This window comes from Actinoplanes sp. NPDC051346, assembly GCF_040682215.1.
Lineage (GTDB): Bacteria > Actinomycetota > Actinomycetes > Mycobacteriales > Micromonosporaceae > Actinoplanes.
The window spans coordinates 100,691-125,697 of record NZ_JBFBAJ010000019.1 but is presented as its reverse complement, the minus strand read 5'-3'; the positions used below and the strand labels follow the sequence as shown (position 1 = coordinate 125,697).

The following is a 25,007-nucleotide window of genomic DNA, read 5'->3' as shown; positions in this document are numbered from 1 at the left end:
ACGGTGGCGGTCTGGATGAGGTCGTCGGTGGGTTCGCCGCGGCCGGAGTAGCGGTGGGCGAGGTGGCGGGCCAGGGGCAGCCAGGCCTCGATCGCGCGGTCACGCAGCGACGCCCGGGACGGGTGGCCGGTGGGCATCGCGGCCATCGCGTTGAGGAGGTCGGCGGCGCTGTCCTGCGGCGCCTCGCTGATCGTGGTCGACGTCGTGGTCGACGGGGCCGACTGGGTCACAGTCATTCCGTGGTCCTCCCTGAGCACCTGCGGGGTGTCGCTATAGATCCGCGGGCACGGCGGTCGATGAAGACCATCCGTACCCGCGCATGCTGGCCGTTCGGTTATGACGACCCTAGCCGACCAGTCGAGAGAAGACTAGCCGAAAGTATGAGTGACTTTGGGTAAGCGACCTCTAACAGGGTGGTACCCTGCTCGCCCGCTCAGGGCTTGAGCACGACCTTGACGCAGCCGTCCTCCTTCTTTTCGAAGATCTCGTAGGCGTGCGGTGCCTGCTCGAGCGGCAGCCGATGGGTGACCAGGTCGTCGACGCCCAGCGGGTCGTCGTCGCCGGTGAGCAGCGGCAGGACCTCGTCGGCCCACCGCTTGACGTGTGCCTGGCCCATCCGCAGGGTCACGCCCTTGTCGAAGAGGTCGAACATCGGGATCGGGTCGGCCTGGCCGCCGTACACGCCGACGATCGACACCGTGCCGGCCCGGCGGACCGCCGCGAAGGCGGTACGCAGCGCGCCCATGCGATCCACCCCGGCCTTGTCGATCGCGGTGCGGGCCAGCGCGTCCGGCAGCATGCCCGCCGCCTTCTGGGCGAACTCCTGGAACGGCGTACCGTGCGCCTCCATGCCGACCGCCTCGATCACGCTGTCGGCGCCCCGTCCGGAGGTCAGGTCCATGACGGCCCCGGGCACGTCGTCGACCTCGTCGAAGTCGATGACCTCGACGCCGTTGCGGCGGGCCATCTCCAGCCGTTCCGGCACGTGGTCCGTGGCGATGACCCGCCCCGCGCCGAGATGGCGGGCGATGCGGGCGCTCATCTGGCCGATCGGGCCGAGCCCGGTCACGAAGACCGTGCCGCCGGGCGTGATGTCGGCCCACTGGGCGGCCTGCCAGGACGTGGTCAGCACGTCCGAGAGGAAGAGGTAGCGCTCGTCCGGGTGACCCTCCGGCACCTTGATCGGGCCGAACTGCGCCTGCGGCACCCGGAGGTATTCGGCCTGACCGCCGGGGACCTGGCCGTAGAGCTTCGTGAACCCGAACAGCGAGGCGCCTTTGCCGTGCTCGGTGACCTGCGTGGTCTCGCACTGGGCGAAATAGCCGCGCGAGCACATCCAGCAGTGGCCGCAGGAGATGTTGAACGGGATGACCACCCGGTCGCCGGGCCTGATGTTGCTGACCTCGTCGCCGACCTCCTCGACGATGCCCATCGGCTCGTGGCCGAGGATGTCGCCGGCGTCGAGGTACATGCCCAGCACGTTGTAGAGGTGCAGGTCGGAGCCGCAGATGGCGGTCGACGTGATCCGGACGATGGCGTCCGTGGGCTCCTGGATCTTCGGATCTCCGACGGTCTCGACGGACACCTTCCCGGTGCCCTGCCAAGTCAGCGCGCGCATGCGTTCCTCCGGCTCTCGGTGAGTGGCGTTCGCTGACCGAGTGCCCGGTGCGGGAGCGGATATTCCCCGATCGGCCGGTGACGCGTCGTGGCGCCGGCTGGCGAGCTACGCGGCGGCCGGCGCCACGGCGTGGGGGATGGTGCGGTTGCGGGGACGGTAAGGCCAGTCTCATCGATGCATTACTTAACAAGCAAGTAAAACTTGTGCCAGGGCGCCGCCCGCGCGGGCGGGTCGCCGACCGGCGAATTTGACAGCGTTCGCCGAGGCAGCGAATGGTAGGCAGGCTGTGCTGTTCCGCCGGGGAGGTTCCGTGTTCGCTCTGTCGCGCCGCCACCTGCTGGCGCTGGCCGGAATCAGCGGCTTGACCAGCACGTTCGCGTCCGCGCCGGCGCATGCGGCGGCGCCGGCTCGAGGCACGAATCCGGTGGCGGACATCTATCGGGACGCGCTGCACGTCCACACGCGGTGGGTCGAGGAGCAGTGGGATCCCGCGATCGGGGCCTACAAGGCGGCCGACTTCCGCTTCGCCGCTGTGCTGGGCAACGCGGTCCTGCTGGGCATGGAGGACTACGACTCCCGGCTCACCGGCGTCGACGCCGCGACACTGCGGTCCCGGACGGTCGCGACGATCAGGCGGTACGCCGCCTCCAACAAACTCGCCGGCGGCGCAGAGTGGGGGCGCCGCCTCTTCTGGGACTCCGCGTTCGAGCTCTACTTCGTGCTCGCCGCCCGCCTGTTGTGGACCGACCTCGATCCGGTGACCCAGGGCAACGTGCAGCGGATCGCCGAGGGGCAGGCCGCGTACGCGTACCAGCTCAACGCCGGGGATGATCCGCTCAGCGACGAGCGGACCCCGAACGGCACCGACGGCGGCTGGCGCGGCGACAGCAAGCTCGAGGAGATGGGCGTCTACGCCCAGGCCCTCGCGCCGGGCATGGCATGGACCGACGACGCCGCGTCCGCCGCGGCCTGGCGGGCGCGCTTCCGCTTCTGGGCCACCAACGCCAGCGCGCTGCCGGAGGCCGATCGCGCCAACCCGGCCGTCGTCGACGGCGAGCGGATCGACCGGCTCAGCAGCGCGCACAACCTCCACGACTCGTTCGTCGTGGAGAACAACGACTCCTTCAACCCGCACTACCAGGCCGAGCTGTGGCGGATGGCGGGCCGCGCGGCGATCCACTTCCTGGTCGCCGGCCGCGCGGTGCCCGAGGTGCTGACCCGCCAGCCCAACGGCGGGCAGCTCTGGCGCACCCTGCGGCTGCTGGCCAGCGACGCGGGCGAGCCGGTCATGCCGATGGCCGCGGACCGCTACCACCTGTACGGCCGCAACGTGCTCCCGCTCGCGTTCCTCGCCCAGGTCCACGGCGACCGCGACGCGGCCCGCGCCGAGGCGGACCTCGCCGAGCGCCTGATGCCCTATCTGCGCTTCGCGCCCGAGCACCGGCTGACGAAGTTCAGCGCCGAGGAGAAGGAGGAGCCCGAGGCCCGAGCCGAGCTGGCCATCGCGTACCTCTTCCACAAGCTGCGCGCCAAGCCCGTGCCGCCGGTCTCCCGGGAGCAGTTCTTCCGCCGCGCGGCAGGGACCCGCGACTTCGGCGGCGACGTCGGGCTCACCGCGCACCAGTCGGCGAGCGCCTTCGCCGCGGCGGTCACCAAGCCGGACTTCGTCAAGTTCCTCTGGCAGCCGAACCACGACAACTGGCTCGTCGACACGCGTGTTCCGGCGTTCCTGCCCGCCGACGTCACCCCGTCGAGCCACTGGACGAGGGCGTACAGCCGGGTCCGTGACGGGGTCGACGCGACCGCGACCGTCCTCGCCGTGAACGGCGGCTACGCGGGCTTCACCACGCTGCCGACCGGCACCGTCGTCTACGCCAGCACGGGCCTGCCCGGCGAGGGCGGCCTCAGCCTGTTCACCTTCGCCATGCCGGGCATCCCCGGGCTCGACGGTGCCCGCACCTTCACCTACGCGGGCGGCCGGGCCGAGCTGCCCGACCAGCTGATCGGCGACATCCCGTTCGCCGCGCGCCGGGCCCGGTACGTCCGCATGCTCGGCCGCGAGCCGGCCACCGCGGAGGGCTATTCCCTCTGGGGCTTCGCCGTCCTCGACGTGACTGGCGCCGACCTAGCCCAGGGCGCGATGCCGACCGCCTCCTCGGACGACCCCTGGAATCCGGCGCGCCACGCCACCGACGGCAATCCGAGCACCCGCTGGTCGGTCGCGCCCGAGGAGCGCGGCCGGGCCGACAGCTGGCTCGCCGTCGACCTCGGCTCGGCGGTCCGGGTCGCCGGCGCGCGCATCGCGTGGGACGCCGCCTATGGCAAGAGGTTCGTCATCCAGACCTCGACCGACGGTCGGACCTGGGAGGATGCGGCAGAGGTCCCGCAGACCCGCACGACGGCCCGCTGGGTCGGCATCGACGGGCGCGCCGGGATCGTGACCCACGGCGGCGACGGCCGGATCACGGTGACGGCGACCTCGGTCAGCGCACCGGCGCCGCTCCTCGAGGGGTATGCGGGCGGCCGCACGGATCTCGCCCGGCTCGCCGCCCGACCGATGCCCACCGCCGAGGGGCTCGCGGTCAGCGACGCGGACGGCCACCTGAGCGTCTTCAACCTCTCCGCGGAGCCCGTCCGCGACGTGACCGTGCGCCTGCCCGCGCAGCGCGGCCTCTTCCGGGGCGAGCAGGTGCTGACCAAGCGGGGACTCGAGTGGACGGCCAGCCTCGACGGGGGCACCGCCCGGGTGGAACCGCCCCGCTTCACTGTCGCCGGCGACCCGCCGCCGGGCACCCGGTTCACGGTCAGGGATTCCCAGCACGTCACGGTCACCGCTCCCGCTCAGCGTCGGGCGGTGGTCACGCTGCACCGCGGATCATGGGAAAAGACCGTACGCGTGCCCGCCGGCAAATCCCGCAGCGTGTCGGTGCCGGGCGCCCTCACGCCGACCGCCGACCTCGCCCGGGGCCGGACGACCTTCCCGACCTCGCCGCTGCCGGAGAACATGACCTCCCCGGACTTCGCCGTCGACGGCGACCCGGCGACGTCGTGGCGCCCGGGTGCCGCGGGGCGCATGGTGGTCGACCTCGGCGCGGTGATTCCCGTCGCGAAGGTCGCGCTCACCTGGACCCGCGGTCGGCGGCGACCGCACCGGCTGGAAGCCTCCACGGACGGCCGCAGGTACGGCCCGCTGGGCGCCCGCGCGCGCTATGTCGCGGTCGTGGTCGAGGGCTGGCGTCCCGGCGACGCGGAGCTGGCGAACCTCGCGGTCACGTAGTCGCGGGTCGCCGGTATGCTCGTCGGCGGGCCGTGACTGGCGCTGTGGAAGATGGATGACCATCGGGGAGCGGTCCCACCCACCGGGGTGACCGCCGCGCGCCTGGGCCTCTTCACCTGTGATAGGGAGGTCCGATGTCTGAGCTCAACGCCGAATCGACCGCTTTCCGCGCCGCGCTGGACGCTGTGCGCGCCGTCGAGCCCCGGATCGCCGACGCGATCGCCAAGGAGCTGAACGATCAGCGGGAGTCCCTCAAGCTGATCGCGTCCGAGAACTACGCGTCCCCCGCCGTGCTGCTCGCGATGGGCAACTGGCTCTCCGACAAGTACGCCGAGGGCACCATCGGCCGCCGCTTCTACGCCGGCTGCCAGAATGTCGACACCGTCGAGTCGGTCGCCGTCGAGCACGCCAAGGCGCTCTTCGGCGCGCCGTACGCGTATGTGCAGCCGCACTCCGGCATCGACGCCAACCTCGTCGCGTACTGGGCCGTGCTCGCCGACCGGGTCGAGGCGCCGGCGCTGGCCAAGGTGCAGAAGCGCAACGTCAACGACCTCACCGACGCCGAGTGGGCCGAGCTGCGCCAGGCGTTCGGCAACCAGCGCATGCTGGGCATGTCGCTCGACGCGGGCGGCCACCTCACCCACGGCTTCCGCCCCAACATCTCCGGCAAGATGTTCGACCAGCGCAGCTACGGCGTGGACCCGGCCACCGGCCAGATCGACTACGCCGCCCTGCGCGAGTCGGCGCGCGAGTTCAAGCCGCTGATCATCGTCGGCGGCTACTCGGCGTACCCGCGCAAGGTCAACTTCCGGATCATGCGCGAGATCGCCGAGGAGGTGGGCGCGACCTTCATGGTCGACATGGCGCACTTCGCGGGCCTGGTCGCGGGCAAGGTCTTCACCGGCGACTTCAACCCGATCGAGCACGCCCACATCGTCACCACGACGACCCACAAGAGCCTGCGCGGCCCGCGGGGCGGCGCGGTGTTCTGCCAGCCGGAGCTCGCCGACCAGGTCGACCGCGGCTGCCCGATGGTTCTCGGCGGCCCGCTCGGCCACGTCATGGCGGCCAAGGCGATCGCCTTCGCCGAGGCCCGGCGCCCGGAGTTCGCCGACTACGCCCAGCGCATCGTCGACAACAGCCAGGCGCTCGCCGAGGGCCTGATGAAGCGCGGCGCGACGGTGGTCAGCGGCGGCACCGACAACCACCTCGTGCTGGTCGACGTCGACAAGTACGGCCTGACCGGCCGCCAGGCCGAGCAGGCACTGCTGGACAGCGGCATCGTCACCAACCGCAACTCGATCCCGCAGGACCCGAACGGCGCCTGGTACACCTCGGGCATCCGCGTCGGCACCCCGGCCCTGACCACCCGCGGCCTCGGCACGGCGGAGATGGACCAGATCGCCGAGCTGATGCACGCGGTCCTGTCGCAGACGAAGGCCGGCGCCTCCAAGGCCAAGTTCGACCTGGACGCGGCCGTGGCCGACCGGATCAGCAAGCAGGCGACCGAGCTGCTCGCCGGTTTCCCGCTCTACCCGAGCGTCGACCTCGGCAACTGACAGCGGTGCGGAACGGGCCCGCTCGCGGGCCCGTTCCTCCTCAGGCCACCGGGGGTGGCGGCGGGGCGGCGCCGGTCATGATGGCGACCGCCTCCGACATGGAATGCGACTTCGGGGTGATCACCGTCGCCCGGCGGCCCAGGCGCTGGATGTGGATGCGGTCGGCCACCTCGAAGACGTGCGGCATGTTGTGGCTGATCAGGATCACCGGCAGGCCGCGGTCGCGGACGTCGCGGATCAGTTGGAGGACGCGGTTGCCCTCCTTGACGCCGAGCGCGGCGGTCGGCTCGTCGAGGATCACCACCTTGCTGCCGAAGGCCGCCGAGCGCGCGACCGCCACCGCCTGGCGCTGACCGCCGGAGAGCGACTCCACCGCCTGGCCGATGTTCTGCAGGGTGCCGATGCCGAGCTCCGACATGTGTCGGCGGGCCTCCGAGCGCATGTGTTTGCGGTCGAGCATCCGGAAGATCGTGCCGAGCGGGCCGCTGCGGCGCTCCTCGCGCCCGAGGAACAGGTTGTCGGCGATGTCGAGACCCGGCGCGACGGCCAGGGTCTGGTAAACGGTCTCGATGCCGGCCTCGCGCGCCTCCATCGGATTGCGGAAGTGGACGCGCTGCCCGTCAAGGTAGATCTCTCCGCTGTCCGGGATCAGCGCCCCGGACAACGCCTTGATCAGGCTCGACTTGCCGGCGCCGTTGTCGCCGATGACCGCGAGGATCTCGCCGGGGTAGAGCTCGAGGTCGCCGCTCTCGATGGCCGTGACCCGGCCGTATCGCTTGGTGAGCCCGCGCGCCTCGACAACAGGAGTGGGCTTGGAAGCGGTCACGTTTTCACCTTCCTGATCCACTGGTCGAGGGAGACGGCGACGAGCACCAGCAGGCCGATGGCGAAGCCCTGCCAGACCACCTCGACGCCCGCGAGCTGAAGGCCGTTGCGGAAAACGCCGACGATCAGGGCGCCGATGAGGGTGCCGAGCACGCCGCCCCGGCCGCCGAAGAGGCTCGTGCCGCCGAGCACGACGGCGGTGATGGAGTCGAGGTTGTAGTCCACGCCGACGTTGGGGCTGGCCGACGCCAACCGGCCGATGAGGATCCAGCCACCGATCGCGTAGAGCAGGCCGGCGACCGTGTAGACCGAGAACAGCACCCGGTTGGTGCGGATGCCCGCCAGCCGGGCCGCCTCGACGTCGTCGCCCGTGGCGTACACATGCTTGCCCCAGGCTGTGGAGCGCAAGGCGTAGAAGAAATAAGCGAAGAGCGCCAACATGATGATCGATCCGTACGTGAGCCGGAAGCCCCCGATCGGGATCGTGGTGCCCGTCCAGGTCATGATCGACGGCATGTCGGAGCCGCGGACCGTCTCGCTCCTGGAGACCACCGAGTTCAGCGAGAAGAGGATGGTCAGGGTGCCGAGCGTGACGATGAACGGTGGCAGCTTGAGCCGGGTCACCAGGAAGCCGTTCAGGGCGCCCATGGCCGTGCCGCAGGCGAAGCCGAGCAGCAGTGCCAGCGCTCCGGGCATGCCGAGGTCGGTGCAGAAGCTCGCCATCAGCACCGACGAGAAGACCGCGATGGCGCCGGCCGCCAGGTCGATCCCGGCGGTCAGGATCACCAGCGTCTGACCGAGGGCGAGCGTCGCGATGACGGTCACCTGGGCCAGCACCAGCGACAGGTTCGCGGCCGAGAAGAATCGGGTGTTGACCAGCGAGAAGGCGATGACGGCGACGATCAGGACGGCCAGCGGGCCGAGGACCGGGTTGCCGTGCAGGACGTGCTGGATGCGCAGGCCGAGCGAGTCGTGTCGGTTGACGTCGAAGTCGGGCGTGCTTTCGATAGCTGTTGCCATGGTCAGCCCCAACAGTTCTGCTTGCCCCACGCGGAGTCCTTGGCCTCCACGCCGGGCTGCGGGTCGTCGGTGATCAACTGGGTGCCGGTGTCGACGAAGTCCTTGCCGGCGGTCGCCTGGGGCTTGGTGCCGTCCCTGGCGAACGCGGTCACGGCCTCGACGCCCAGCGCCGCCATCTTCAGCGGGAACTGCATGGAGGTCGCGCCGATGACGCCCTTGGCGACGTTATCGACGCCGGGGCAGCCACCGTCGACGGAGACGATGGTGACGTCCTTGTCCTTGCCGGCGGCCTTCAGCGCCTGGTACGCCCCCGCCGCCGCGGGCTCGTTGATCGTGTAGACGAGGTTGATCGACGGGTCCTTCTGCAGCAGGTTCTCCATGGCCGTACGCCCGCCGTCCTCGGCGCCGTCGGTCACGTCGTGGCCGACGATCCGCGGGTCGCTCTCGTCGCCGATCCGGTTGGCGTCGCCGACCGCGATGCCGAAGCCGTCGAGGAATCCCTGGTCGCGCTTGACGTCGACGGACACCTGGTTGGCGTTGAGGTCCAGCATGGCGATCTTCGCCTGCTTGCCGTCGGCGTCGAACTTGGCCTTGGCCCACTGCCCGATGAGCTTGCCGGCCTGGTAGTTGTCGGTGGCGAAGGTGGCATCGACGGCGTCGGCCGGGTCGGTCGGCGTGTCGAGGGCGATGACGAGCATGCCCTGCTGCCTCGCCCTGTCGATGGACGGGACGATCGCCTTGGAGTCGTTCGGGGTGATGAGGAAGCCCTTGGCTCCGAACGACATGAGGTTCTCGATGGCCTGCACCTGGGCCTCGTTGTCGCCGTCCTGCTTGCCCGCGAACGACTGCAGTTCCACACCCTGCTGCCTCGCGGCCTCCCGCGCGCCGTCCTTCATCTTGACGAAGAAGGGGTTCGTGGCGGTCTTGGTGATGAGGCCGACGACCTGGTCACCCCCACCCGATCCGTCGCCGCAGGCCGCCGCGCCCAGCACCAGGGTCACGGCGGCCAGCGCGGGTGTGAGACGTCTCTTGATCAGCGGTGAGCCACGCATGTCTCCTCCTAATCGATTTAGCAGGAATAGAGAGACAACGTTGTCTTGCAGTAGACGTCTCAGGGCATCGACTGTCAACAATTGGTGCTCGGGCAGTTGCAGCCAGTGATCATCTGGGGGAGAGATGGGGCGGCCCACGATGAACGACGTCGCCCGCCGCGCGGGCGTCAGCCTCAAGACCGTGTCCCGCGTGGTGAACGGCGAGACCACGGTGGACCCGGCCCTGGCCACCCGCGTCCGCGCCGCCGTCGCCGAGCTCGGCTACCGCCCGAACCTGGGCGCGACCATGCTCCGCCGCAGCGACTGGCGGACCGGAACGATAGGCCTGCTGCTCACCGACGCCGGCGACCCGTTCTCGGCGATCCTGCACCGCGCGGTCGAGGACGAAGCCCACCCGCGCGGGGTGCACGTGATGACCGGCAGCCTGGACGAGAATCCGGACCGGGAACGGGAGCTTGCGACCGCCTTCGCGCGCCGGCACACCGACGGACTGATCCTGGCGCCGGCCGCCGCCGACCAGGGCTATCTCTCCCACGAACTGCACCCCGGGACCCCGGTGGTGTTCGTCGACCGCCCGGCCACCGGCTACCGGGCGGACACCGTCGTGGCCACGAACCGGTCCGGGGCCGCGTCCGCCACCCGCCACCTGATCGCCCACGGACACCGCCGGATAGCGTTCCTCGGCGCCGCCCCACGCATCGCCACCGCCCGTAGCCGCCGGCAGGGCTACCGCGACGCGATGCGCGAAGCCGGCTTGCCAACCTGCGAGGCCGTCGACCCGGGCCCCCGCTCGCCCGCCGTCACGACGGCCCTGCTGGCGCTCGCGGAGCCCCCGACCGCACTGCTCACCACGCACCATCGGATCACCGTCGGCGCGCTGCGAGCGCTGCGCCACGCGGGCCTGCACCGGCGGATCGCCCTCGTCGCCTTCGGCGACCTACCCCTCGCCGACCTGCTGGAACCGGCGATCACGGTGGTCGCCCAGGATCCGGCCGCGATGGGCCGGGCGGCGGCACGCGCCCTCTTCGAACGCCTGGACGGCCACGACGGCGAGCCCCGCGAAATCACCATCCCCACGACCCTGATCCCGCGCGGCTCGGGAGAGCTGACGGCCTAGGGTTAGCCGCATGCTGCTGGTCCTCACGACCGACACCCACCTCCCGAAGCGCGCCCGCGACCTCCCGGCCGAGCTGTGGGCCGCCATCGACGCCGCCGACGTGGTGGTCCACGCCGGCGACTGGGTGGACGAGGCCACACTGGACGCCTTCTCGGCGCGCGCGAAACGCCTGATCGCGTGCTACGGCAACAACGACGGCCCGGCGCTGCGCGCCCGCCTGCCGGAGATCGCCCGGGCCACCCTCGACGGCGTCCGCCTGGCCGTGATCCACGAGACCGGCGACGCCGACGGCCGGGAGCGCCGCTGCGCGGAAAACTTCCCGGACGTCGACGTCCTGGTCTTCGGCCACTCGCACATTCCCTGGGACACCACGGCCGAGAACGGCTTACGGCTGCTCAACCCGGGCAGTCCGACGGATCGCCGGCGCCAGCCCTACTGCACCTACATGACCGCCGAGATCGGTGAAGGCCACCTCGGCGAGGTGACTCTTCACCGACTTCCACCCCGAGCGTGATCGCCTCAGGGCACGACCCGGGTCTCCGGCCGCTCTCCGATCGGGCCGCCCGGCCCGAAGGTCAGGACCGTGGTGACCGGCGTCGAACCCATTTTGGTGCCGTCCGCGGCGTACGCGGTCACCGTCGCGGCCACGTCCGGGACGAGAGTGACGGTGCCCTTGCCGGACTTGTCGAGCGCGACGGCGATCGGCTTGTCCAGGGCACCGTGACCTGGGCTTCTTTCAGGGAATTCCGCCCTCGACCAGAGCGCTGGCCAACCAGCCGCGCAGGATCTGGAGGTCGAACGCGCGGCCGCCAAGCGCCTTGGTGAGCACGGCGTCATACTCGGCCGGATCCGTTCCGCTGCTGCCTTGGATGCCTCCGACCGAGACTCCGTGGTGGACCTGCCGTCCGGTTGCGTGACAGTGATCTGGGCGGTGAGCGGGCCCGCCGACGGCGGCAGCACCAGTTCCGCGATACCGCTGCCCGCCACGCCGGAGATCGGCGGGTTGAACCGAACCCGGCCCTCGTACTCGGCGCCGGCGCTGATCGACACCGTCGTGGCCGCGCTGGTGCTGGCGGCGGCGGGAGCGCGGCGGCTCAGGTCGGGGCGGAGCCATTGTCGACAAGGGTGAAGGTGGTGCCGGACGGAGCATCGCCGGGTTCCTGGGCGATCAGGTCGTCTTGCGGCGTCAGCAGCAGGAAGGCGTCCCCATTGCTGATCGTGTATGCCGGCTCATCCTTTTTCGCCGCGTCCTTCGCCGTGGCGACGGTGAACAGCTGGCCGTCGCGGCCGGCGTCGCAGGCGGCGGCGACCACCGTCAGGGGAGCGGAGCCGTTGTTCCGAATGCCCATACAGGACGGTTCGCCGCCGGTGCCGGCCTTGGCGGTTCGGATCAGGTGTTTGCCGTCCCGGGCCGGGACGAAGACGAACAGGCTGTACTCGGATGGGCCGTCGGTGGCGTTCATCCGCCCCTTGGTGTCGACGGCCAGCACGGATTCGAAGCTTCCCACCGGCGCGATGACGACCTGCCGCTTACCGCGCAGGATCGGACTGCCGGGAGCCGCCGGGGTGGCCGGCGGGGATTGCTGGGCAGACTCTGCGGTGGTGGCTCGGACGGCCGGGGACGGGGAGGGCCCTTCCACCGCGGCGGCGGTGGAAGGGCCCTCGGTGCCGCAGGCCGCGATGCCGAGGGTCAGGCTGGCCAGCGTGGCGGTGGCGACGGTGGTGCGAGCGCGGAGCATGATGTCCTCCCGGTTCGACAACACGTGTCCGCATCCCTGCCCCTGATCTTGTCGCGGGAAACGACTCCGGGGCGGTGGGATCAATCGAGAGTCACCGTGTCCAGGTAGATGGCCGCCTCCGTGTCGGTGCTGCCCAACGCGGGCGTGTAGGCGACTCCGATCTCCACGACCCGATGGAGGTCGGCAATGGTCGCCAGGTCGATCGTGAGTGTCGTGGGGGCGGCGCCGATCGGGGTCGCTCCGCCGTCATGCCAGGTTCTGGCCGATCCCGTACGGACGTACACCTTGGCCGTCATGGGCGCGTTGGCGGCATGCCGGACGGTGGCGGACAGCCGACGGTGGCCTCGCAGATCCCGGGCCTGGGCGTTGCTCAGGTTGGTCTCGCCGAGGGTGGTGTTCATGAATGCGAAGAGGTTGCGTTCTCCCGGAAGCTTCCAGTCGAGTGTGGACCACGGGGCGCCTTCGTGGATGCCGCCGGCCCAGCCGGCCGCGCCGAGTTCGAAGTCCTCCAGGATGCGGTCGGCGCCGAGATCGTCGACGTAGATCGCGGATCTCTCGTGGCTGCCGGGTGCCGGGGTGAAGGCCACCCCGACCTCCCGAACGTCGCCGAGGTCGGGCACCGCCGTGAGCGGCAGGGTCAGGTAGGTCACTCCGGTGCCGATGGCGGTGGCGCCGCCGTCGTGCCAGGTCTCCTCGGGCCCGGTGCGGACATAGAGCTTGGCGGTCATCGGTGCGGTGTAGGTGCCCCAGTCGGCGTGCCGGGCGGAGACTCTCAGCGTGGACCGGCCTCGGAGGTCGCGGGGGGCCTTCCGGTTCAGGAACGCCTCACCTCGGGACAGGTCGACGTCCGCCTTCAGGGAGTGGCTGCCGGTGGCCGCACCCTCCTCGACGGACCAGGGTCCGGCGGCGATGTTGACTCCGGTCCAGCCGGCTTCGGTCGCCTCGAAGTCCGTCGCCAGGGGCACGGTGGACATGTCGATCTCACCGTGGTTCACCACCCACGGGTGGTTCATCAGGCCGGTGGCGTTGAGGTTGCCCTCGGGTCCCAGGTCCTTGTTCCAGGCCAGGAAGTAGGCGGTCCGGGGGAACTTCGTGGCGATCGCGGTGATCCACCGCTGATAGTCGAACTGCCCCTTGTTGAGGCGATCCGGGTCGTTGTTCGGACCGATCTCGGTGAAAGCGAACGGCTTGCCGAGCGTGAGCAGCTCGGCGTATCCCCGCGTCGCACCGGGGTCGTCGAGATAGGCGTCCAAGCCGACGATGTCGGCATACTTGGCGCCGGGGTAGTAGTCGGTGTAGCCGCCGACGCCGTGGTTGGCCGAATAGACCCAGATCAGGTTGTCCAGTCCCTGACGGGACAGGTAGTCATAGGTCCGCCGCCACAGGTCGGTGAAGGCCGTCGGGTTCTGCTTGCCCCACCAGAACCAGTCGCCGTTCATCTCGTGGAAGGGCCGGAACAGCACCGGAACCCCGGCGTCGCGGAGCTCCCGGAGGCCGGCCGCCAGTTGGGGCAGATAGCTCTTGGAATGGCCGATCCAGTCGTGGTGCGCCGCGGTCCCCGGCTTCCAAAGATCGGCGAGCACGACCTTGTCCTTGAGGTCGTGGCCCGGAGTGCCGGGTGCGGGGAAGTGCGTGTTCACCGTGGCAAGTCCGCCGCCGCGCCAATGCCGGATCAAGGCCTTGTTGCAGGTGGAATCGAATTTCGCGATGGTCAGCTGGGACCAGTAGTCGCACCCGAGCAATCCCGGGTTCTGGCCGGTGACGCGCCGGATCCGCTGTGCACCGTCCAGGCTGTATTCGTCGCCGAAATGTCCGAAGCTCCCCGAGACGACCCTGTCCCGGGTGCCGTTGGGCAGATTGGTCAGGTAGCGCAACACGGCGCCTGCGGCGGACGGCGACGGTGGCGCGGCCTCGGCCGGCGCCGGTGCGGACAGCGCCGCGGGGATTACCCCCACAACGGTCAGAGCTGCGATCAACCATCGGTGGTGCCTGCGCATAGATATCCCCCGTTGTAGCTACGGAGGTGGAACTCTAGGCTCCCCAGCCGGCCTGCTCACCGCCGACCCGGTCGGCGGTGATCTTCTCCTGGTAGCCGCTGCGGCGATAAGCCCGCACCGGATCCGGGTCGAGTCCCTGGTCCGCGCGCACCTCTCCGAGCAGCGGCCGCACATCGGTGTTGTATGCGTCCATCAGGATCGCGTTCGCCTCCAGGACGTCTCCCTCGGCCTGGGCGGTGGTGAGGGCGGCGCGATCCACCAGCAGGGCCTTCGCAGTCGCCTCCTGAATGTTGAGAACAGACCGGATGATGGCCGGTACCTTCATCTCTATGTTGTGACATTGGTCCAGCATGAAGTTGATACCGTACGCGGGATGGAGCGCCCCGCCACGGACGATCTCGTACATGATCCGGAAGAGCTGGAACGGGTCGGCCGCGCCGGCCATCAGGTCGTCGTCGGCGTAGAAGCGGCTGTTGAAGTCGAAGGCGCCGAGCTTCCGCTGCCGCAGGAGGAACGCCACGATGAACTCGATGTTGGTGCCGGGGGCGTGGTGGCCCGTGTCGATGCAGACCGTCGCCTTGTCGCCCAGTTCGACACAGTGGGCGTACGACGTGCCCCAGTCGGGAATGTCGGTGGCGTAGAAGGCCGGCTCGAAGAGCTTGTACTCCAGCAGGATGCGCTGGTGCTCGCCGAGGCGGTCGTACGTTTCGCGCAGCGACTCGGCCAGGCGGTCCTGGCGGTTGCGCAGGTCGTCCTGCCCCGGGTAGTTGATGCCGTCGGAGAACCACAGCTTGAGGTCCCGCGATCCGGTCTGATCCATGACGGCGACGGCTTCGAGCAGGTGGTCGGTCGCCTTGCGGCGGATCCCGGCGTCCGGGTTGGTGACCGAGCCGAGCTTGTAGTCGTCGTCCTGGAAGACGTTGGTGTTGATGGCGCCGATGCCGACACCGAGCGAGGCCGCGTACTCGGCGAGGGCGCGGTAGTCGTCCACCTTGTCCCAGGGGATGTGCAGGGCGACCGTCGGCGTGATTCCCGTGAAACGGTGCACGGTGGCGGCGTCGGCGATCTTCTCCTCGGGACTGCGGGGGACGCCCGGCTGGGCGAAGACCTTGAACCGCGTGCCGGAGTTGCCGAAGGCCCACGACGGGGTCTCGATGCGCTGCGCGGCGAGCGCCCGCTTGACTGCGGCGAGGTCGGTCATTGGTGTCACTCTTCTTCCGGGGTTTCTGCGAGGTGGAAGACCTCGGTCAGCAGCGGGAAGCCGTCGCCGGGCGCGGTGCCCGCGAAGAACGGCGCCATCTCCGCCTGCCACCGGGTGTTGACCTCCAGCGCCGCCATCGCCGACTGGGAGGCCGCCAGGTCGTCCGCCTCGACGTAGCCGATCAGGAGGCCGTCGGTGCGCAGGAACAGGGAGTAGTTGCGCCAGCCGGTGGCCCGGAGTGCGTCCTGCATCTCGGGCCACACGGCCTCGTGGCGCTTCACGTACTCGCCGATCCGTTCCGGGCGGATCTGGAGTTGGAAGCAGTACCTCATTACTCAGAAGTTGAATTTGTCGATGTTTTCGGCGGTGAACTCGGTGGGCGGGCCGAGGACGATCTCGCCGTCCTTGCCGATGGTGTATTCGCCGAGCTTGCCGGCGGTGAACTTCTCGCCCTCCTTGCCGGTGATCTTTCCGGAGGCGAGTGAGGCGCCGGCGAAGGCGGCCAGGTATCCGATGTCGGCCGGGTTCCACAGCGCGAACTTCTTCACCGTGCCGTCCTTGACGTACTCCCGCATCTGGTTCGGCAGCCCCAGGCCGGTGATCGCCACCTTGCCCTTGTAGTTGGACGAGCTGACGTAGCGCGAGGCCGCGGCGATGCCCACGGTGGTGGGAGAGACGATCACCTTCAGATTCGGGTACGACTGCAGCAGGCCCTGCGCCTCCTGGAACGACTTCTGGTCGTCGTCGTTGCCGTACGCGGTCTTGACGAGCTTGAGCTTCGCGTACTCCGGCTTGGCCAGCTCTTTCTTCATGACCTCGATCCACGCGTTCTGGTTCGTGGCGTTCGGGGTGGCCGAGAGGACGGCGATCTCGCCCTCGCCGCCGGCCAGCTCGCTCGCCATCTTCACGAGGCTCTCGCCGATGCCCTGGGTGGTGGCCTGGTTGATGAACGCGTCGCGGCAGTCCTTGGAGGCGTCCGAGTCGAACGACACCACCTTGATGCCCGCCTGGCGGGCCTGGTTGAGCGACGGGCAGACCGCGTTGGGGTCGTTGGCCGCCACCACGATCACGTCCTGCTGCTGCTGGATCAGCGTGTTGATGTAGCTGACCTGGGAAGAGGCGCTCGCGTCGTTGGGGCCGACGAGCTTGTACTCGCCCTTCAGCTCGCCGACCGCCACCTTGCCGCCGCCGGTCTCCACGTCCGAGTACGGGTTGTTCAGCTGCTTGGGCAGATAGGCGATCTTCAGGCCCGTCTTGATCGCCGCGTTCGGGTCGGCGGAGGCGCCGGGTTGCCCGGCGGCGCCACTGTTCGAGGCACTGTCTTTGGTGGTGCCGCCGCAGGCGGCCAGGCCGACAACGAGGAGTGAGGCGCTGGCAGCGGCGAGTAGTCGGTGATGGGTACGAAGCATGGCGCACTCCTATTGCGAGGGGGGATTCAGTGAGCGGCGGCCTGGCGGAGCTTCCGCCGGTGCCAGGTGGAGCGGATCGATGAGGCGAGGTTGGGGAGAAGCACCGAGAGCACGAGCAGCGCGCCGGTGACGATGTTGAGGGCCTGTCCCGACACGTCCTGGAGCCGCAGGGCGTTCTGGAGGGCGGCGAGCAGCACCACGCCGGCGAGGACGCCGGGCAGGGTGCCCTTGCCGCCGAAGATCGAGACGCCGCCGAGCAGCACCGCGGCGACCACGGCGAGATCGAGACCGGCGCCGTTGTCCGCGCGGGCGCTGGAGTAGCGCAGCGTCCACAGCACGCCGACCAGGCCGGCGATCGTGCCGCTGGCGACGTACAGCCAGAATTTGGTGCGGGCGACCCGGATGCCGGAGAAGTGGGCGGCCTGAGCGTTCGCGCCGATCGCGTAGAGCGATCGGCCGAACGGCGTCGCGTGCAGGATGACCCCGGCGATGACGGCCAGGGCGAGGATCAGGATCAGCACATTCGGTACGGCGCCGCCGCCGATCGTGCCGGTGACCCAGCCGGTGTAGTTCCACGGGAAGTCCGCCACCGCGCCGTCGCCGAGCACGACGAAGGCGAGGCCGCGATAGAGGGCGAGCGTGCCGATGGTGACCGCCAGCGAGGGCAGGCCCAGGCCGGTCACCAGGAAGCCGTTGAAGGCGCCCAGGATCGCGCCGGCGACCAGGCACAGCGGGATGATCGTCTCGATGGACAGGCCGTTGTTCCAGAGCCAGCCCATCAACGAGCTGGTGAGGCCCAGGGTGCTCGCTACCGAGAGGTCGATCTCGCCGGTCACGACGACGAACGTCATGGTCAGTGCGACCAGCACGATCGGCATCAGGTCGAGGACGAGGAAGGTGAAGTTGCGGCTGGTGCCGAAGTTGGGCACCACCAGCGAGGAGATGACGAGCACCGCCACGGTGAGCAGGACGATGATGCTGTCCCAGCTCGCAAGCCTCTTAAACATGGCTGTCCCTCTTCCTCAGGGAACGGGCGATGCGGACCGCGACCAGGCGGTCGGCGCAGATGGCCAGGATGATCAGCGCGCCGACGATGGCCTGCTGCCAGAACTGGTTGATGTCGAGGACGGCGAGGGCGCTGCCGATGACCGTCAGCAGCAGGGCGCCGAGGCCCGCGCCCCAGACCGTGCCGCTGCCGCCGAAGACGGCCACGCCGCCGACCACGACCGCGGCCACGACGTTCAGCTCGTAGCCGGTGCCGGCCGCCGCGTCCACGGTGCCGAAGCGGGCCGCGAACAGCACGCCGGCGAGGCCGGCCAGGGCGCCGCTGACGGTGAAGGCGCCGAGCAGGTTGCGGGCCACCCGGATGCCGGCGAGCTCCGCGGCCGGCGGGCTGGAGCCCATCGCGTACAGCTCGCGGCCGACGCGGTAGTTGCGCATGATCAGTGAGACTCCGCCGACGACGACGAGTGCGATCAGCACCAGCCAGGGAACGCCCAGGAGCGAGTCGCCCGCGAACCGCAGGAAGTGCCGGGGCAGCTCGTCGGCGTTGACCTGCTGGCCGCCGGCCCACGAGTACGTGATGCCGCGGTACATGTAGAGCGTGCCGAGCGTGACCACCAGGGCCGGCACGCCGCCGAAGCGGACCAGGACGCCGTTGAGGACGCCGGCGACCGCGCCCACACCGATCCCCGCGAGGAGCGCGACGACCATCGGCAGGTTCGGGTTGGCGCTCATCATCGTCGCGACGGTGAAGGCGCTGAGCCCGAGGACCGACCCGACGGAGAGGTCGATGTTGCGGGTGATGACCACGACCGCCTGCCCGGCGGCCATCACGGCCAGGATCGCGGAGTTGAGCAGGATGTCGCGGATGCTCTGGCCGGACAGGAAGCGCGGATTGGTGACGGTGGTGAGGACGACGAGAGCGGCCAGGGCGAGGATGATGCCCAGCTCGCGGGTCCGCACCACGGCGGCGGCGCGCTTGGGCGGCCCGGCGGTGGCGATGGCCGCCATCATGTCGGCTGTCCCATTGCGGCGTACATGACGGTCTCCTCGGTGGCCTCTTCGCGGGTGAGCCGCGCGGTGACGTGACCCTCGCGCAGGACGATGACGCGGTCTGCCATGCCGAGCACCTCGGGCAGCTCGGAGGAGACCATGACGACGGCGAGCCCGCGGGCCGCCAGCGTGGACAGCAGCCGGTGGACCTCGGCCTTGGTGCCGACGTCGATGCCGCGGGTGGGCTCGTCCACGATGAGCAGCTTCGGGCCGGTCGCCAGCCACTTGGCGAGCACGACCTTCTGCTGGTTGCCGCCGGAGAGGGTGCCGACCGGGTCGGAGAGCCGGCCGAACCTGGTCTGGAGCTGCCGCGTCCAGTTCTCCGCTTCCCGCCGCTCGGTGCCGCCGAGGAGGAGCCCCAGCTTCGCCAGCGCTCGGGAGCGGGGCAGGGTGACGTTGCGCGCGATCGAGAGCTCCATGATCAGGCCCTGTTGGCGCCGGTCCTCGGGGACCAGTCCCATCCCGGCCGCCATGGACGCGCGCGGGGAGCCCGGCTTGAGCCGGCGTCCGAGGAAGCGGACGGTGCCCCGGTCGTAGCGGTCCACGCCGAAGACCGCCTGCATCACCTCGGAGCGGCCGGCGCCGACGAGCCCGGCGAGCGCGACGATCTCCCCGGCCCTGACGGTGAAGCTGACGTCGCGGAAGACGCCTTCCCGGCTCAGCCCCTCGACCTCCAGGACGGTCTCGCCGATGGTGGCTTCCTGCTTCGGATAGAGCGTGCTCAGATCGCGGCCGACCATGCGCCGGATCATGTCGTCGACGCTGAGCTCGGCGACCGGCTCGGTGCAGACGTGCCGGCCGTCGCGCATGATGGTCACCCGCTGGCAGAGCGCGGTGATCTCCTCGAACCGGTGCGAGATGAACATGATGGCCGCGCCCTCGTCGCGCAGTGTCCGGGTGACCGCGAAGAGCCGGTCCACCTCGACGCCGCTGAGTGCGGCCGTGGGCTCGTCCATGATCAGGATGCGCGCCTCGCCGGACAGCGCCTTGGCGATCTCGACGAGCTGCTGGTCGGCGATGGAGAGACCGCGCGCCGGGCGGGCGGGGTCTATGTGGACGCCGAGGCGGGTGAACAGCCGGGCGGCGTTGGCGTGCATCGCCCGGCGATCGATCTGCCGCAGCCGGCTCAGCGGGTGGTTGCCCATCGCGATGTTCTCCGCGACCGACAGGTCGGGGAAGAGGGTGGGCTCCTGGTAGATGACGGCGATGCCCGCCGCCTTGGCGTCGGCCGGGCCGCCGAACTCGATGCGGGCGTCGTCGACCACGAGCGTGCCCGTGTCGGGGCGGTGCACCCCGGCGAGCATCTTGACGATTGTGGACTTGCCGGCGCCGTTCTCACCGACCAGGGCGTGTGCCTCGCCGGCGTACAGCGGGAAGCTGACCCCCTGCACCGCCGCGACGGCGCCGAACGACTTGGTCACGTCGCGCACTTCGAGCACTGCGCCCATGGCCACCTCCGCAGCTTGAAATGTTTCAGACGCCGTGGGAACGAAAGTAGGTGGCTTCAATCACACGTGTCAAGGCTTCGATGGCACATAGGTGAACCGGTTGTCGTACGATGTCGCTTCAACGTTTCAAAGGGGGAGAGCGTGGCCAACGGCAAAGCCCCGTCCGTCAAGGACGTCGCCGCGTCGGCCGGCGTCTCGCTCGGCACCGTCTCGAACGTGATGAACCGCCCCGAGGTCGTGAGCCCCGCGACCCGCGAGCGGGTCGAGCGGGCGATGGCCGAGCTCGGGTTCGTGCGCAACGAGTCCGCGCGCCAGCTGCGCGCCGGGACGAGCCGCAGCCTCGCCTACGTCATGCTCGACGGGAGCAACCCGTTCTTCCACGACGTCGCGCAGGGCATCGAGCTCGCCGCCGAGGACGCGGACCTGTCGCTGTTCATCTGCAACAGCAACAGCCGTGCCGACCGGGAGGAGGTGCACCTCGACCGGCTCGTGCAACAGCGGGTCCAGGGCGTGCTGATCACCCCGGTCGACCCGGAGGCCCCGCATCTGGCGGAGATCGGCCGGCGCGGCATCCCGATCGTCATCGTGGACCGGGTCGGCGCGGGCGGCGCGTTCTGTTCGGTCGCGGTCGACGACGTGCTCGGCGGCCGGATCGCCGTCGAGCATCTGGCCGAGCAGGGGCACACCCGGGTCGCGGTGGTGGGTGGCCCGGAGGCCATCGGTCAGGTGCGCGAGCGCCTCGAGGGAGCCCGGCAGATCTGGGCGGAGCTGGGCCTGCCTCCCGAGGGCCTGACCCATCTGCCCACCGCCGCGCTGTCGGTCGCGGAGGGGCGATCGGCCGGCGAGCGCCTCGCGGGCATCCCGGCGCGGCGCCGGCCCACGGCCGCGTTCTGCGCCAACGACCTGCTCGCGCTCGGCCTGCTGCAACAGAGCATCGGCGCCGGACTGCGGATCCCGGAGGACCTGGCCATCGTCGGGTTCGACGACATCGACTTCGCGGCGGCGGCCGCGGTGCCGCTGACCTCGGTGCGGCAGCCGCGGCAGGAGTTGGGCCGGGCCGCCGCGCAGCTCGTGCTCGACGAGGCGACGAACCCGCGGCACGAGCACCGACAGCTCTCGTTCGTGCCCGAGCTGGTGGCTCGGGCGTCAACGGTTCCGCGCCACCGCGCCTACTGACGAGTTCCGGATTGACCGCCGTCTGTCGGCCCCTTACTCTTTCGGCAACGATGAAACGTTTCATGAAGCGGAGGACGAGCATGTCCCACCCCGCGGTCAGCGACCTCCTGGCCCGCAGCAACCGGCTCGGCGCGGACCCGCGCACCACCAACTACGCGGGCGGCAACACCTCGGCCAAGGGCGCCGCGACGGATCCGGTCACCGGCGCGCCCACCGAGTTGCTCTGGGTGAAGGGCTCCGGCGGCGACCTCGGCACCCTCACCGAGTCCGGCCTCGCCGTGCTCCGCCTCGACCGCCTGCGCGCCCTCGCCACCGTCTATCCCGGCGTCGATCGCGAGGACGAGATGGTCGCCGCCTTCGACTACTGCCTGCACGGCCGGGGCGGCGCCGCGCCCTCGATCGACACGGCCATGCACGGCCTGGTCGAGGCCGCGCACGTCGACCACCTGCACCCGGACGCGGGCATCGCCCTCGCCGCGGCCGCCGACGGCCCGGCACTGACCAAGGAGATCTTCGGCGACCGGGTGCTCTGGATCCCGTGGCGCCGCCCCGGCTTCCGGCTCGGCCTCGACATCGCCGCCGTGCAGCGGGCGAATCCGCAGGCTATCGGCGTCATCCTGGGCGGGCACGGCATCACCGCGTGGGGCGCCACGAGCGACGAGTGCGAGTCCCGCTCGCTGGAGATCATCCAGGCGGCCACGGCGTACCTGGCCGAGCACGGCCGCCCGGAGCCGTTCGGGGCGTTGGTGCACCGGCCGCTGGAGGAGGCGGCGCGGCATCAGCGGGCGGCGGAGCTCTTCCCGATCGTGCGCGGGCTCGCCTCCACGGACCGGCCGCAGGTCGGGCACTACACCGATGCCGGGGTGGTGCTCGACTTCGTCGGGCGCGAGCGGATGCCCGAGTTGGCGGCGCTCGGCACGTCGTGTCCCGACCACTTCCTGCGTACCAAAGTGAAGCCTCTGGTCTTGGACACCGCGCCCGACGCGCCGTTGGCGGAGGTCGAGGCGCGGCTCAAAGAGTTGCATGCGGCCTACCGGGACGACTACCGGGCGTATTACGAGCGGCACGCGGACCGGGAGAGCCCGGCCATGCGGGGCGCCGATCCGGCGATCGTGCTGGTCCCGGGCGTGGGGATGTTCAGCTTCGGCGCCGGCAAGCAGACCGCCCGGGTGGCCGGCGAGTTCTATGTCAACGCGATCAACGTGATGAGCGGCGCCGAGTCCGTGTCCGCCTATGTGCCGATCGACGAGTCGGAGAAGTTCCGCATCGAGTATTGGGCGCTCGAGGAGGCGAAGCTGCGCCGCATGCCTGAGCCCAAGCCGCTGGCCTCCCGGATCGCCCTCGTGACCGGCGGCGGTTCGGGCATCGGGCGGGCCGTCGCCCAGCGGCTCGCCGCCGAGGGAGCCTGCGTGGTGGTCGCCGACCGCGACGCCTCGGCGGCGGCCCAGGTGGCCGGCGAGCTCGGGAGCGCCGACGTCGCCGTGGCCGTCGAGTCCGACGTCACCTCCGAGGCCGACGTCGCCGGCGCCGTGCGACGGGCCGTGCTGGCGTTCGGCGGCGTGGACCTGGTGGTCAACAACGCCGGTCTGTCCATCTCGAAGTCGCTGCTGGAGACCACCGAGGCCGACTGGGACCTTCAACACGACGTGATGGCGAAGGGGTCCTTCCTGGTGTCGCGGGCCGCCGCGCGGGTCATGATCGCCCAGGGAATGGGCGGCGACATCGTCTACATCTCCAGCAAGAACTCGCTGTTCGCCGGTCCGAACAACGTCGCCTACGGCGCCGCCAAGGCCGATCAGGCGCACCAGGTCCGGCTCCTCGCCGCCGAGCTCGGCGAGCACGGCGTGCGGGTCAACGGCATCAACCCCGACGGGGTGGTCCGCGGCTCCGGCATCTTCGCCGGCGGCTGGGGCGCCCAACGGGCGGCCGTCTACGGCGTCCACCAGGAGCGACTCGGCGAGTTCTACGCCCAGCGCACGCTGCTCAAGCGCGAGGTGCTGCCGGAACATGTGGCGAACGCCGTCTTCGTGCTGACCGGCGGCGAGCTGTCGCACACCACGGGTCTGCACATCCCCGTGGACGCGGGCGTCGCGGCCGCGTTCCTGCGGTGAGGACCTTCGCGGCGGTCGACCTCGGCGCCTCCAGCGGGCGGGTGATGGCCGGCCGCGTCGGCCCCGGATCGCTGGAGCTGACCGCAGTGCACCGGTTTCCCAACGAGCCGGTACGCCTCGGCGACACCCTGCACTGGGACATCCTCGCGCTCTACCGGGGAGTGCTCCACGGCCTGCGCGAGGCGGGACCGGTGGACGGCATCGGCATCGACTCGTGGGCCGTGGACTACGGCCTGCTGGACGCGACCGGCGCGCTGCTCGGCAACCCGGTGCACTACCGCGACGCCCGCACCGACGGGGTCGCGACCAAGGTCGCCGCGACGATCCCCGAGCCCGACCTGTACGCGCGGACCGGCCTGCAGAAGCTGCCGTTCAACACGATCTACCAGCTCGTCGCGGCCGCGGGCACGCCCCAGCTCGAGGCCGCGCGGCACCTGCTGCTGATCCCCGACCTGATCGCGTACTGGCTCACCGGCGAGCTGGGCGCCGAGGTCACCAACGCCTCCACCACCCAGCTTCTGGACGTGCGCGACCGAGCATGGGCGACAGCATTGATGGACGGGCTGGGCATCCGTTCCGAGCTCTTTCCCGCCCTGCGCCGCCCCGGCGAGGTGATCGGCCGGGTGCTGCCCTCGGTGGGGATCGGGGAGACGGAGGTCATCGCCGTCGGCTCGCACGACACGGCGTCGGCGGTGGTGGGGGTGCCGGCGGGGTCGGAGCATTTCGCGTACATCTCGTGCGGCACGTGGTCGCTGGTCGGCGTCGAGTTGGACGCCCCCGTGCTGACCGAGGCGTCGCGCCTGGCGAACTTCACCAACGAGGGCGGGGTCGACAACACCGTTCGATACCTGCGCAACGTGATGGGACTCTGGCCACTGCAGGAGTGCCTTCGGGAATGGGACCACCCCGACCTCCCGGCGCTGTTGCGCGCGGCGGCCGCCGCACCGGCGTTCGGGGCGGTGGTCGACCTCGACGATCCGGCGTTTCTGCCACCGGGGAGCATGGCGCGCCGCATCCGCCGGCAAGTCGGGCGCCACCTCGACCGGCCCGAGCTCGTTCGGTGCATCATGGACAGCCTGGCGCTCGCGCACCGGCGCGCGGTGCGCCAGGCGCAGGAGCTGTCCGGCCGGCACATCGACGCGGTGCACATCGTCGGCGGAGGTGCCCGCAACGAGCTGCTGTGCCAGCTCACCGCGGACGCGTGCGGACTACCCGTCGTGGCCGGCCCGGTGGAGGCGACCGCGTTGGGCAACGTGCTCGTGCAGGCCCGCGCGGCCGGCGCGGTCGGCGGCGACCTCTGGGCGCTGCGGGCTCTGCTGCGCGAGACTCAGCGGATCGTGCGCTACGAGCCGCGCGGCGACGAGACCGCGTGGCGCTCGGTCGAGCGAGAGGTGGGAGGCTGA

The 25,007-nt window shown here is 70.5% G+C and carries 20 protein-coding genes, 1 pseudogene and 1 riboswitch; of the genes and pseudogenes, 7 read left to right on the top strand and 14 right to left on the bottom strand.

Annotated features, from left to right (window positions below; all coding sequences use genetic code 11):
- Together AB0M36_RS33925 and AB0M36_RS33920 are read right to left on the bottom strand one after the other, a co-directional pair.
- Positions 1 to 236: pseudogene (locus AB0M36_RS33925) on the bottom strand (RNA polymerase sigma factor SigF); the annotation flags it as partial.
- A gap of 197 nt (positions 237 to 433) precedes the next feature.
- Positions 434 to 1,618, bottom strand: a complete 1,185-nt coding sequence (locus AB0M36_RS33920) for a zinc-dependent alcohol dehydrogenase (RefSeq protein ID WP_364166216.1) — start codon at positions 1,616 to 1,618, stop codon at positions 434 to 436.
- A gap of 310 nt (positions 1,619 to 1,928) precedes the next feature.
- Between AB0M36_RS33920 and AB0M36_RS33915 the strand changes: the two genes are divergently transcribed.
- Entirely contained in the window at positions 1,929 to 4,895 is a 2,967-nt protein-coding gene (locus AB0M36_RS33915) for a discoidin domain-containing protein (protein ID WP_364166214.1), read from the top strand.
- A 22-nt stretch (positions 4,896 to 4,917) separates the two neighbouring features.
- Positions 4,918 to 5,010: riboswitch (ZMP/ZTP riboswitch) on the top strand.
- A gap of 19 nt (positions 5,011 to 5,029) precedes the next feature.
- Positions 5,030 to 6,454, top strand: a complete 1,425-nt coding sequence (locus AB0M36_RS33910; protein ID WP_364166212.1) for a glycine hydroxymethyltransferase — start codon at positions 5,030 to 5,032, stop codon at positions 6,452 to 6,454.
- Between the two features lie 40 nt (positions 6,455 to 6,494).
- Here the strand turns inward: AB0M36_RS33910 and AB0M36_RS33905 are convergent, their stop codons facing one another.
- Genes AB0M36_RS33905 through AB0M36_RS33895 form a run of 3 tightly spaced genes read right to left on the bottom strand, consistent with a single transcriptional unit; the run spans position 6,495 to position 9,351 of the window.
- On the bottom strand, positions 6,495 to 7,280 hold the full coding sequence (locus AB0M36_RS33905) for an ATP-binding cassette domain-containing protein (protein WP_364166210.1): 786 nt from the start codon (positions 7,278 to 7,280) through the stop codon (positions 6,495 to 6,497).
- On the bottom strand, positions 7,277 to 8,329 hold the full coding sequence (locus AB0M36_RS33900; protein WP_364166208.1) for an ABC transporter permease: 1,053 nt from the start codon (positions 8,327 to 8,329) through the stop codon (positions 7,277 to 7,279). Before AB0M36_RS33900 ends, AB0M36_RS33905 begins: the two co-directional genes overlap by 4 nt.
- Positions 8,302 to 9,351, bottom strand: coding sequence for a sugar ABC transporter substrate-binding protein (locus AB0M36_RS33895; RefSeq protein ID WP_364166206.1), 1,050 nt, complete (start codon positions 9,349 to 9,351; stop codon positions 8,302 to 8,304). The genes AB0M36_RS33900 and AB0M36_RS33895 overlap by 28 nt, the downstream gene beginning before the upstream one ends.
- 139 nt (positions 9,352 to 9,490) lie before the next feature.
- Here AB0M36_RS33895 and AB0M36_RS33890 point away from each other — a divergent pair, with 139 nt between their 5' ends.
- Together AB0M36_RS33890 and AB0M36_RS33885 are read left to right on the top strand one after the other, a co-directional pair.
- Entirely contained in the window at positions 9,491 to 10,468 is a 978-nt protein-coding gene (locus AB0M36_RS33890) for a LacI family DNA-binding transcriptional regulator (protein WP_364166204.1), read from the top strand.
- A 10-nt stretch (positions 10,469 to 10,478) separates the two neighbouring features.
- Positions 10,479 to 10,982 (top strand): metallophosphoesterase, encoded by a 504-nt coding sequence (locus AB0M36_RS33885; RefSeq protein ID WP_364166202.1) that lies wholly within the window; start codon positions 10,479 to 10,481, stop codon positions 10,980 to 10,982.
- Between the two features lie 5 nt (positions 10,983 to 10,987).
- Here the strand turns inward: AB0M36_RS33885 and AB0M36_RS33880 are convergent, their stop codons facing one another.
- The 9 genes from AB0M36_RS33880 to AB0M36_RS33840 form a co-directional block, all read right to left on the bottom strand.
- Complete coding sequence (locus AB0M36_RS33880; RefSeq protein WP_364166200.1) at positions 10,988 to 11,116, bottom strand: hypothetical protein; 129 nt, start codon at positions 11,114 to 11,116, stop codon at positions 10,988 to 10,990.
- Positions 11,117 to 11,562: 446 nt separating this feature from the next.
- On the bottom strand, positions 11,563 to 12,231 hold the full coding sequence (locus AB0M36_RS33875; RefSeq protein ID WP_364166198.1) for a hypothetical protein: 669 nt from the start codon (positions 12,229 to 12,231) through the stop codon (positions 11,563 to 11,565).
- A gap of 56 nt (positions 12,232 to 12,287) precedes the next feature.
- Entirely contained in the window at positions 12,288 to 14,183 is a 1,896-nt protein-coding gene (locus tag AB0M36_RS33870; RefSeq protein WP_364166196.1) for a glycosyl hydrolase, read from the bottom strand.
- Between the two features lie 55 nt (positions 14,184 to 14,238).
- The gene (rhaI, locus tag AB0M36_RS33865; RefSeq protein ID WP_364166195.1) at positions 14,239 to 15,405 is read right to left on the bottom strand and encodes an L-rhamnose isomerase; all 1,167 of its coding nucleotides are present in this window, start codon (positions 15,403 to 15,405) and stop codon (positions 14,239 to 14,241) included.
- A 5-nt stretch (positions 15,406 to 15,410) separates the two neighbouring features.
- A complete protein-coding gene (locus AB0M36_RS33860; protein ID WP_364166193.1) occupies positions 15,411 to 15,737 on the bottom strand; it encodes an L-rhamnose mutarotase in 327 nt (108 codons plus the stop codon).
- 3 nt (positions 15,738 to 15,740) lie between these two features.
- Positions 15,741 to 16,814 (bottom strand): rhamnose ABC transporter substrate-binding protein, encoded by a 1,074-nt coding sequence (gene rhaS, locus AB0M36_RS33855; RefSeq protein WP_364166191.1) that lies wholly within the window; start codon positions 16,812 to 16,814, stop codon positions 15,741 to 15,743.
- Between the two features lie 26 nt (positions 16,815 to 16,840).
- Positions 16,841 to 17,821, bottom strand: coding sequence for an ABC transporter permease (locus tag AB0M36_RS33850; protein WP_364166189.1), 981 nt, complete (start codon positions 17,819 to 17,821; stop codon positions 16,841 to 16,843).
- Entirely contained in the window at positions 17,814 to 18,830 is a 1,017-nt protein-coding gene (locus AB0M36_RS33845; protein ID WP_364166187.1) for an ABC transporter permease, read from the bottom strand. The genes AB0M36_RS33850 and AB0M36_RS33845 overlap by 8 nt, the downstream gene beginning before the upstream one ends.
- Positions 18,827 to 20,317, bottom strand: a complete 1,491-nt coding sequence (locus AB0M36_RS33840) for a sugar ABC transporter ATP-binding protein (protein ID WP_364166185.1) — start codon at positions 20,315 to 20,317, stop codon at positions 18,827 to 18,829. Before AB0M36_RS33840 ends, AB0M36_RS33845 begins: the two co-directional genes overlap by 4 nt.
- Positions 20,318 to 20,458: 141 nt before the next feature.
- Between AB0M36_RS33840 and AB0M36_RS33835 the strand changes: the two genes are divergently transcribed.
- The 3 genes from AB0M36_RS33835 (at position 20,459) to AB0M36_RS33825 (ending at position 25,007) form a co-directional block, all read left to right on the top strand.
- Positions 20,459 to 21,493, top strand: a complete 1,035-nt coding sequence (locus AB0M36_RS33835; RefSeq protein ID WP_364166184.1) for a LacI family DNA-binding transcriptional regulator — start codon at positions 20,459 to 20,461, stop codon at positions 21,491 to 21,493.
- Positions 21,494 to 21,573: 80 nt separating this feature from the next.
- The gene (locus AB0M36_RS33830) at positions 21,574 to 23,604 is read left to right on the top strand and encodes a bifunctional aldolase/short-chain dehydrogenase (RefSeq protein ID WP_364166183.1); all 2,031 of its coding nucleotides are present in this window, start codon (positions 21,574 to 21,576) and stop codon (positions 23,602 to 23,604) included.
- Entirely contained in the window at positions 23,601 to 25,007 is a 1,407-nt protein-coding gene (locus AB0M36_RS33825; RefSeq protein ID WP_364166181.1) for a rhamnulokinase family protein, read from the top strand. Before AB0M36_RS33830 ends, AB0M36_RS33825 begins: the two co-directional genes overlap by 4 nt.

What these genes read in the sequence shown, in the direction of transcription:
- AB0M36_RS33920 (WP_364166216.1), bottom strand. Translation starts at nt 1,618, where the DNA reads ATGCGCGCGCTGACTTGGCAGGGCACCGGGAAGGTGTCCGTCGAGACC.
- AB0M36_RS33890 (WP_364166204.1), top strand. Translation starts at nt 9,491, where the DNA reads ATGAACGACGTCGCCCGCCGCGCGGGCGTCAGCCTCAAGACCGTGTCC.
- rhaI (WP_364166195.1), bottom strand. Translation starts at nt 15,405, where the DNA reads ATGACCGACCTCGCCGCAGTCAAGCGGGCGCTCGCCGCGCAGCGCATC.
- AB0M36_RS33910 (WP_364166212.1), top strand. Translation starts at nt 5,030, where the DNA reads ATGTCTGAGCTCAACGCCGAATCGACCGCTTTCCGCGCCGCGCTGGAC.
- AB0M36_RS33895 (WP_364166206.1), bottom strand. Translation starts at nt 9,351, where the DNA reads ATGCGTGGCTCACCGCTGATCAAGAGACGTCTCACACCCGCGCTGGCC.
- AB0M36_RS33830 (WP_364166183.1), top strand. Translation starts at nt 21,574, where the DNA reads ATGTCCCACCCCGCGGTCAGCGACCTCCTGGCCCGCAGCAACCGGCTC.
- AB0M36_RS33845 (WP_364166187.1), bottom strand. Translation starts at nt 18,830, where the DNA reads ATGATGGCGGCCATCGCCACCGCCGGGCCGCCCAAGCGCGCCGCCGCC.
- AB0M36_RS33885 (WP_364166202.1), top strand. Translation starts at nt 10,479, where the DNA reads ATGCTGCTGGTCCTCACGACCGACACCCACCTCCCGAAGCGCGCCCGC.
- AB0M36_RS33840 (WP_364166185.1), bottom strand. Translation starts at nt 20,317, where the DNA reads ATGGGCGCAGTGCTCGAAGTGCGCGACGTGACCAAGTCGTTCGGCGCC.
- AB0M36_RS33850 (WP_364166189.1), bottom strand. Translation starts at nt 17,821, where the DNA reads ATGTTTAAGAGGCTTGCGAGCTGGGACAGCATCATCGTCCTGCTCACC.
- rhaS (WP_364166191.1), bottom strand. Translation starts at nt 16,814, where the DNA reads ATGCTTCGTACCCATCACCGACTACTCGCCGCTGCCAGCGCCTCACTC.
- AB0M36_RS33860 (WP_364166193.1), bottom strand. Translation starts at nt 15,737, where the DNA reads ATGAGGTACTGCTTCCAACTCCAGATCCGCCCGGAACGGATCGGCGAG.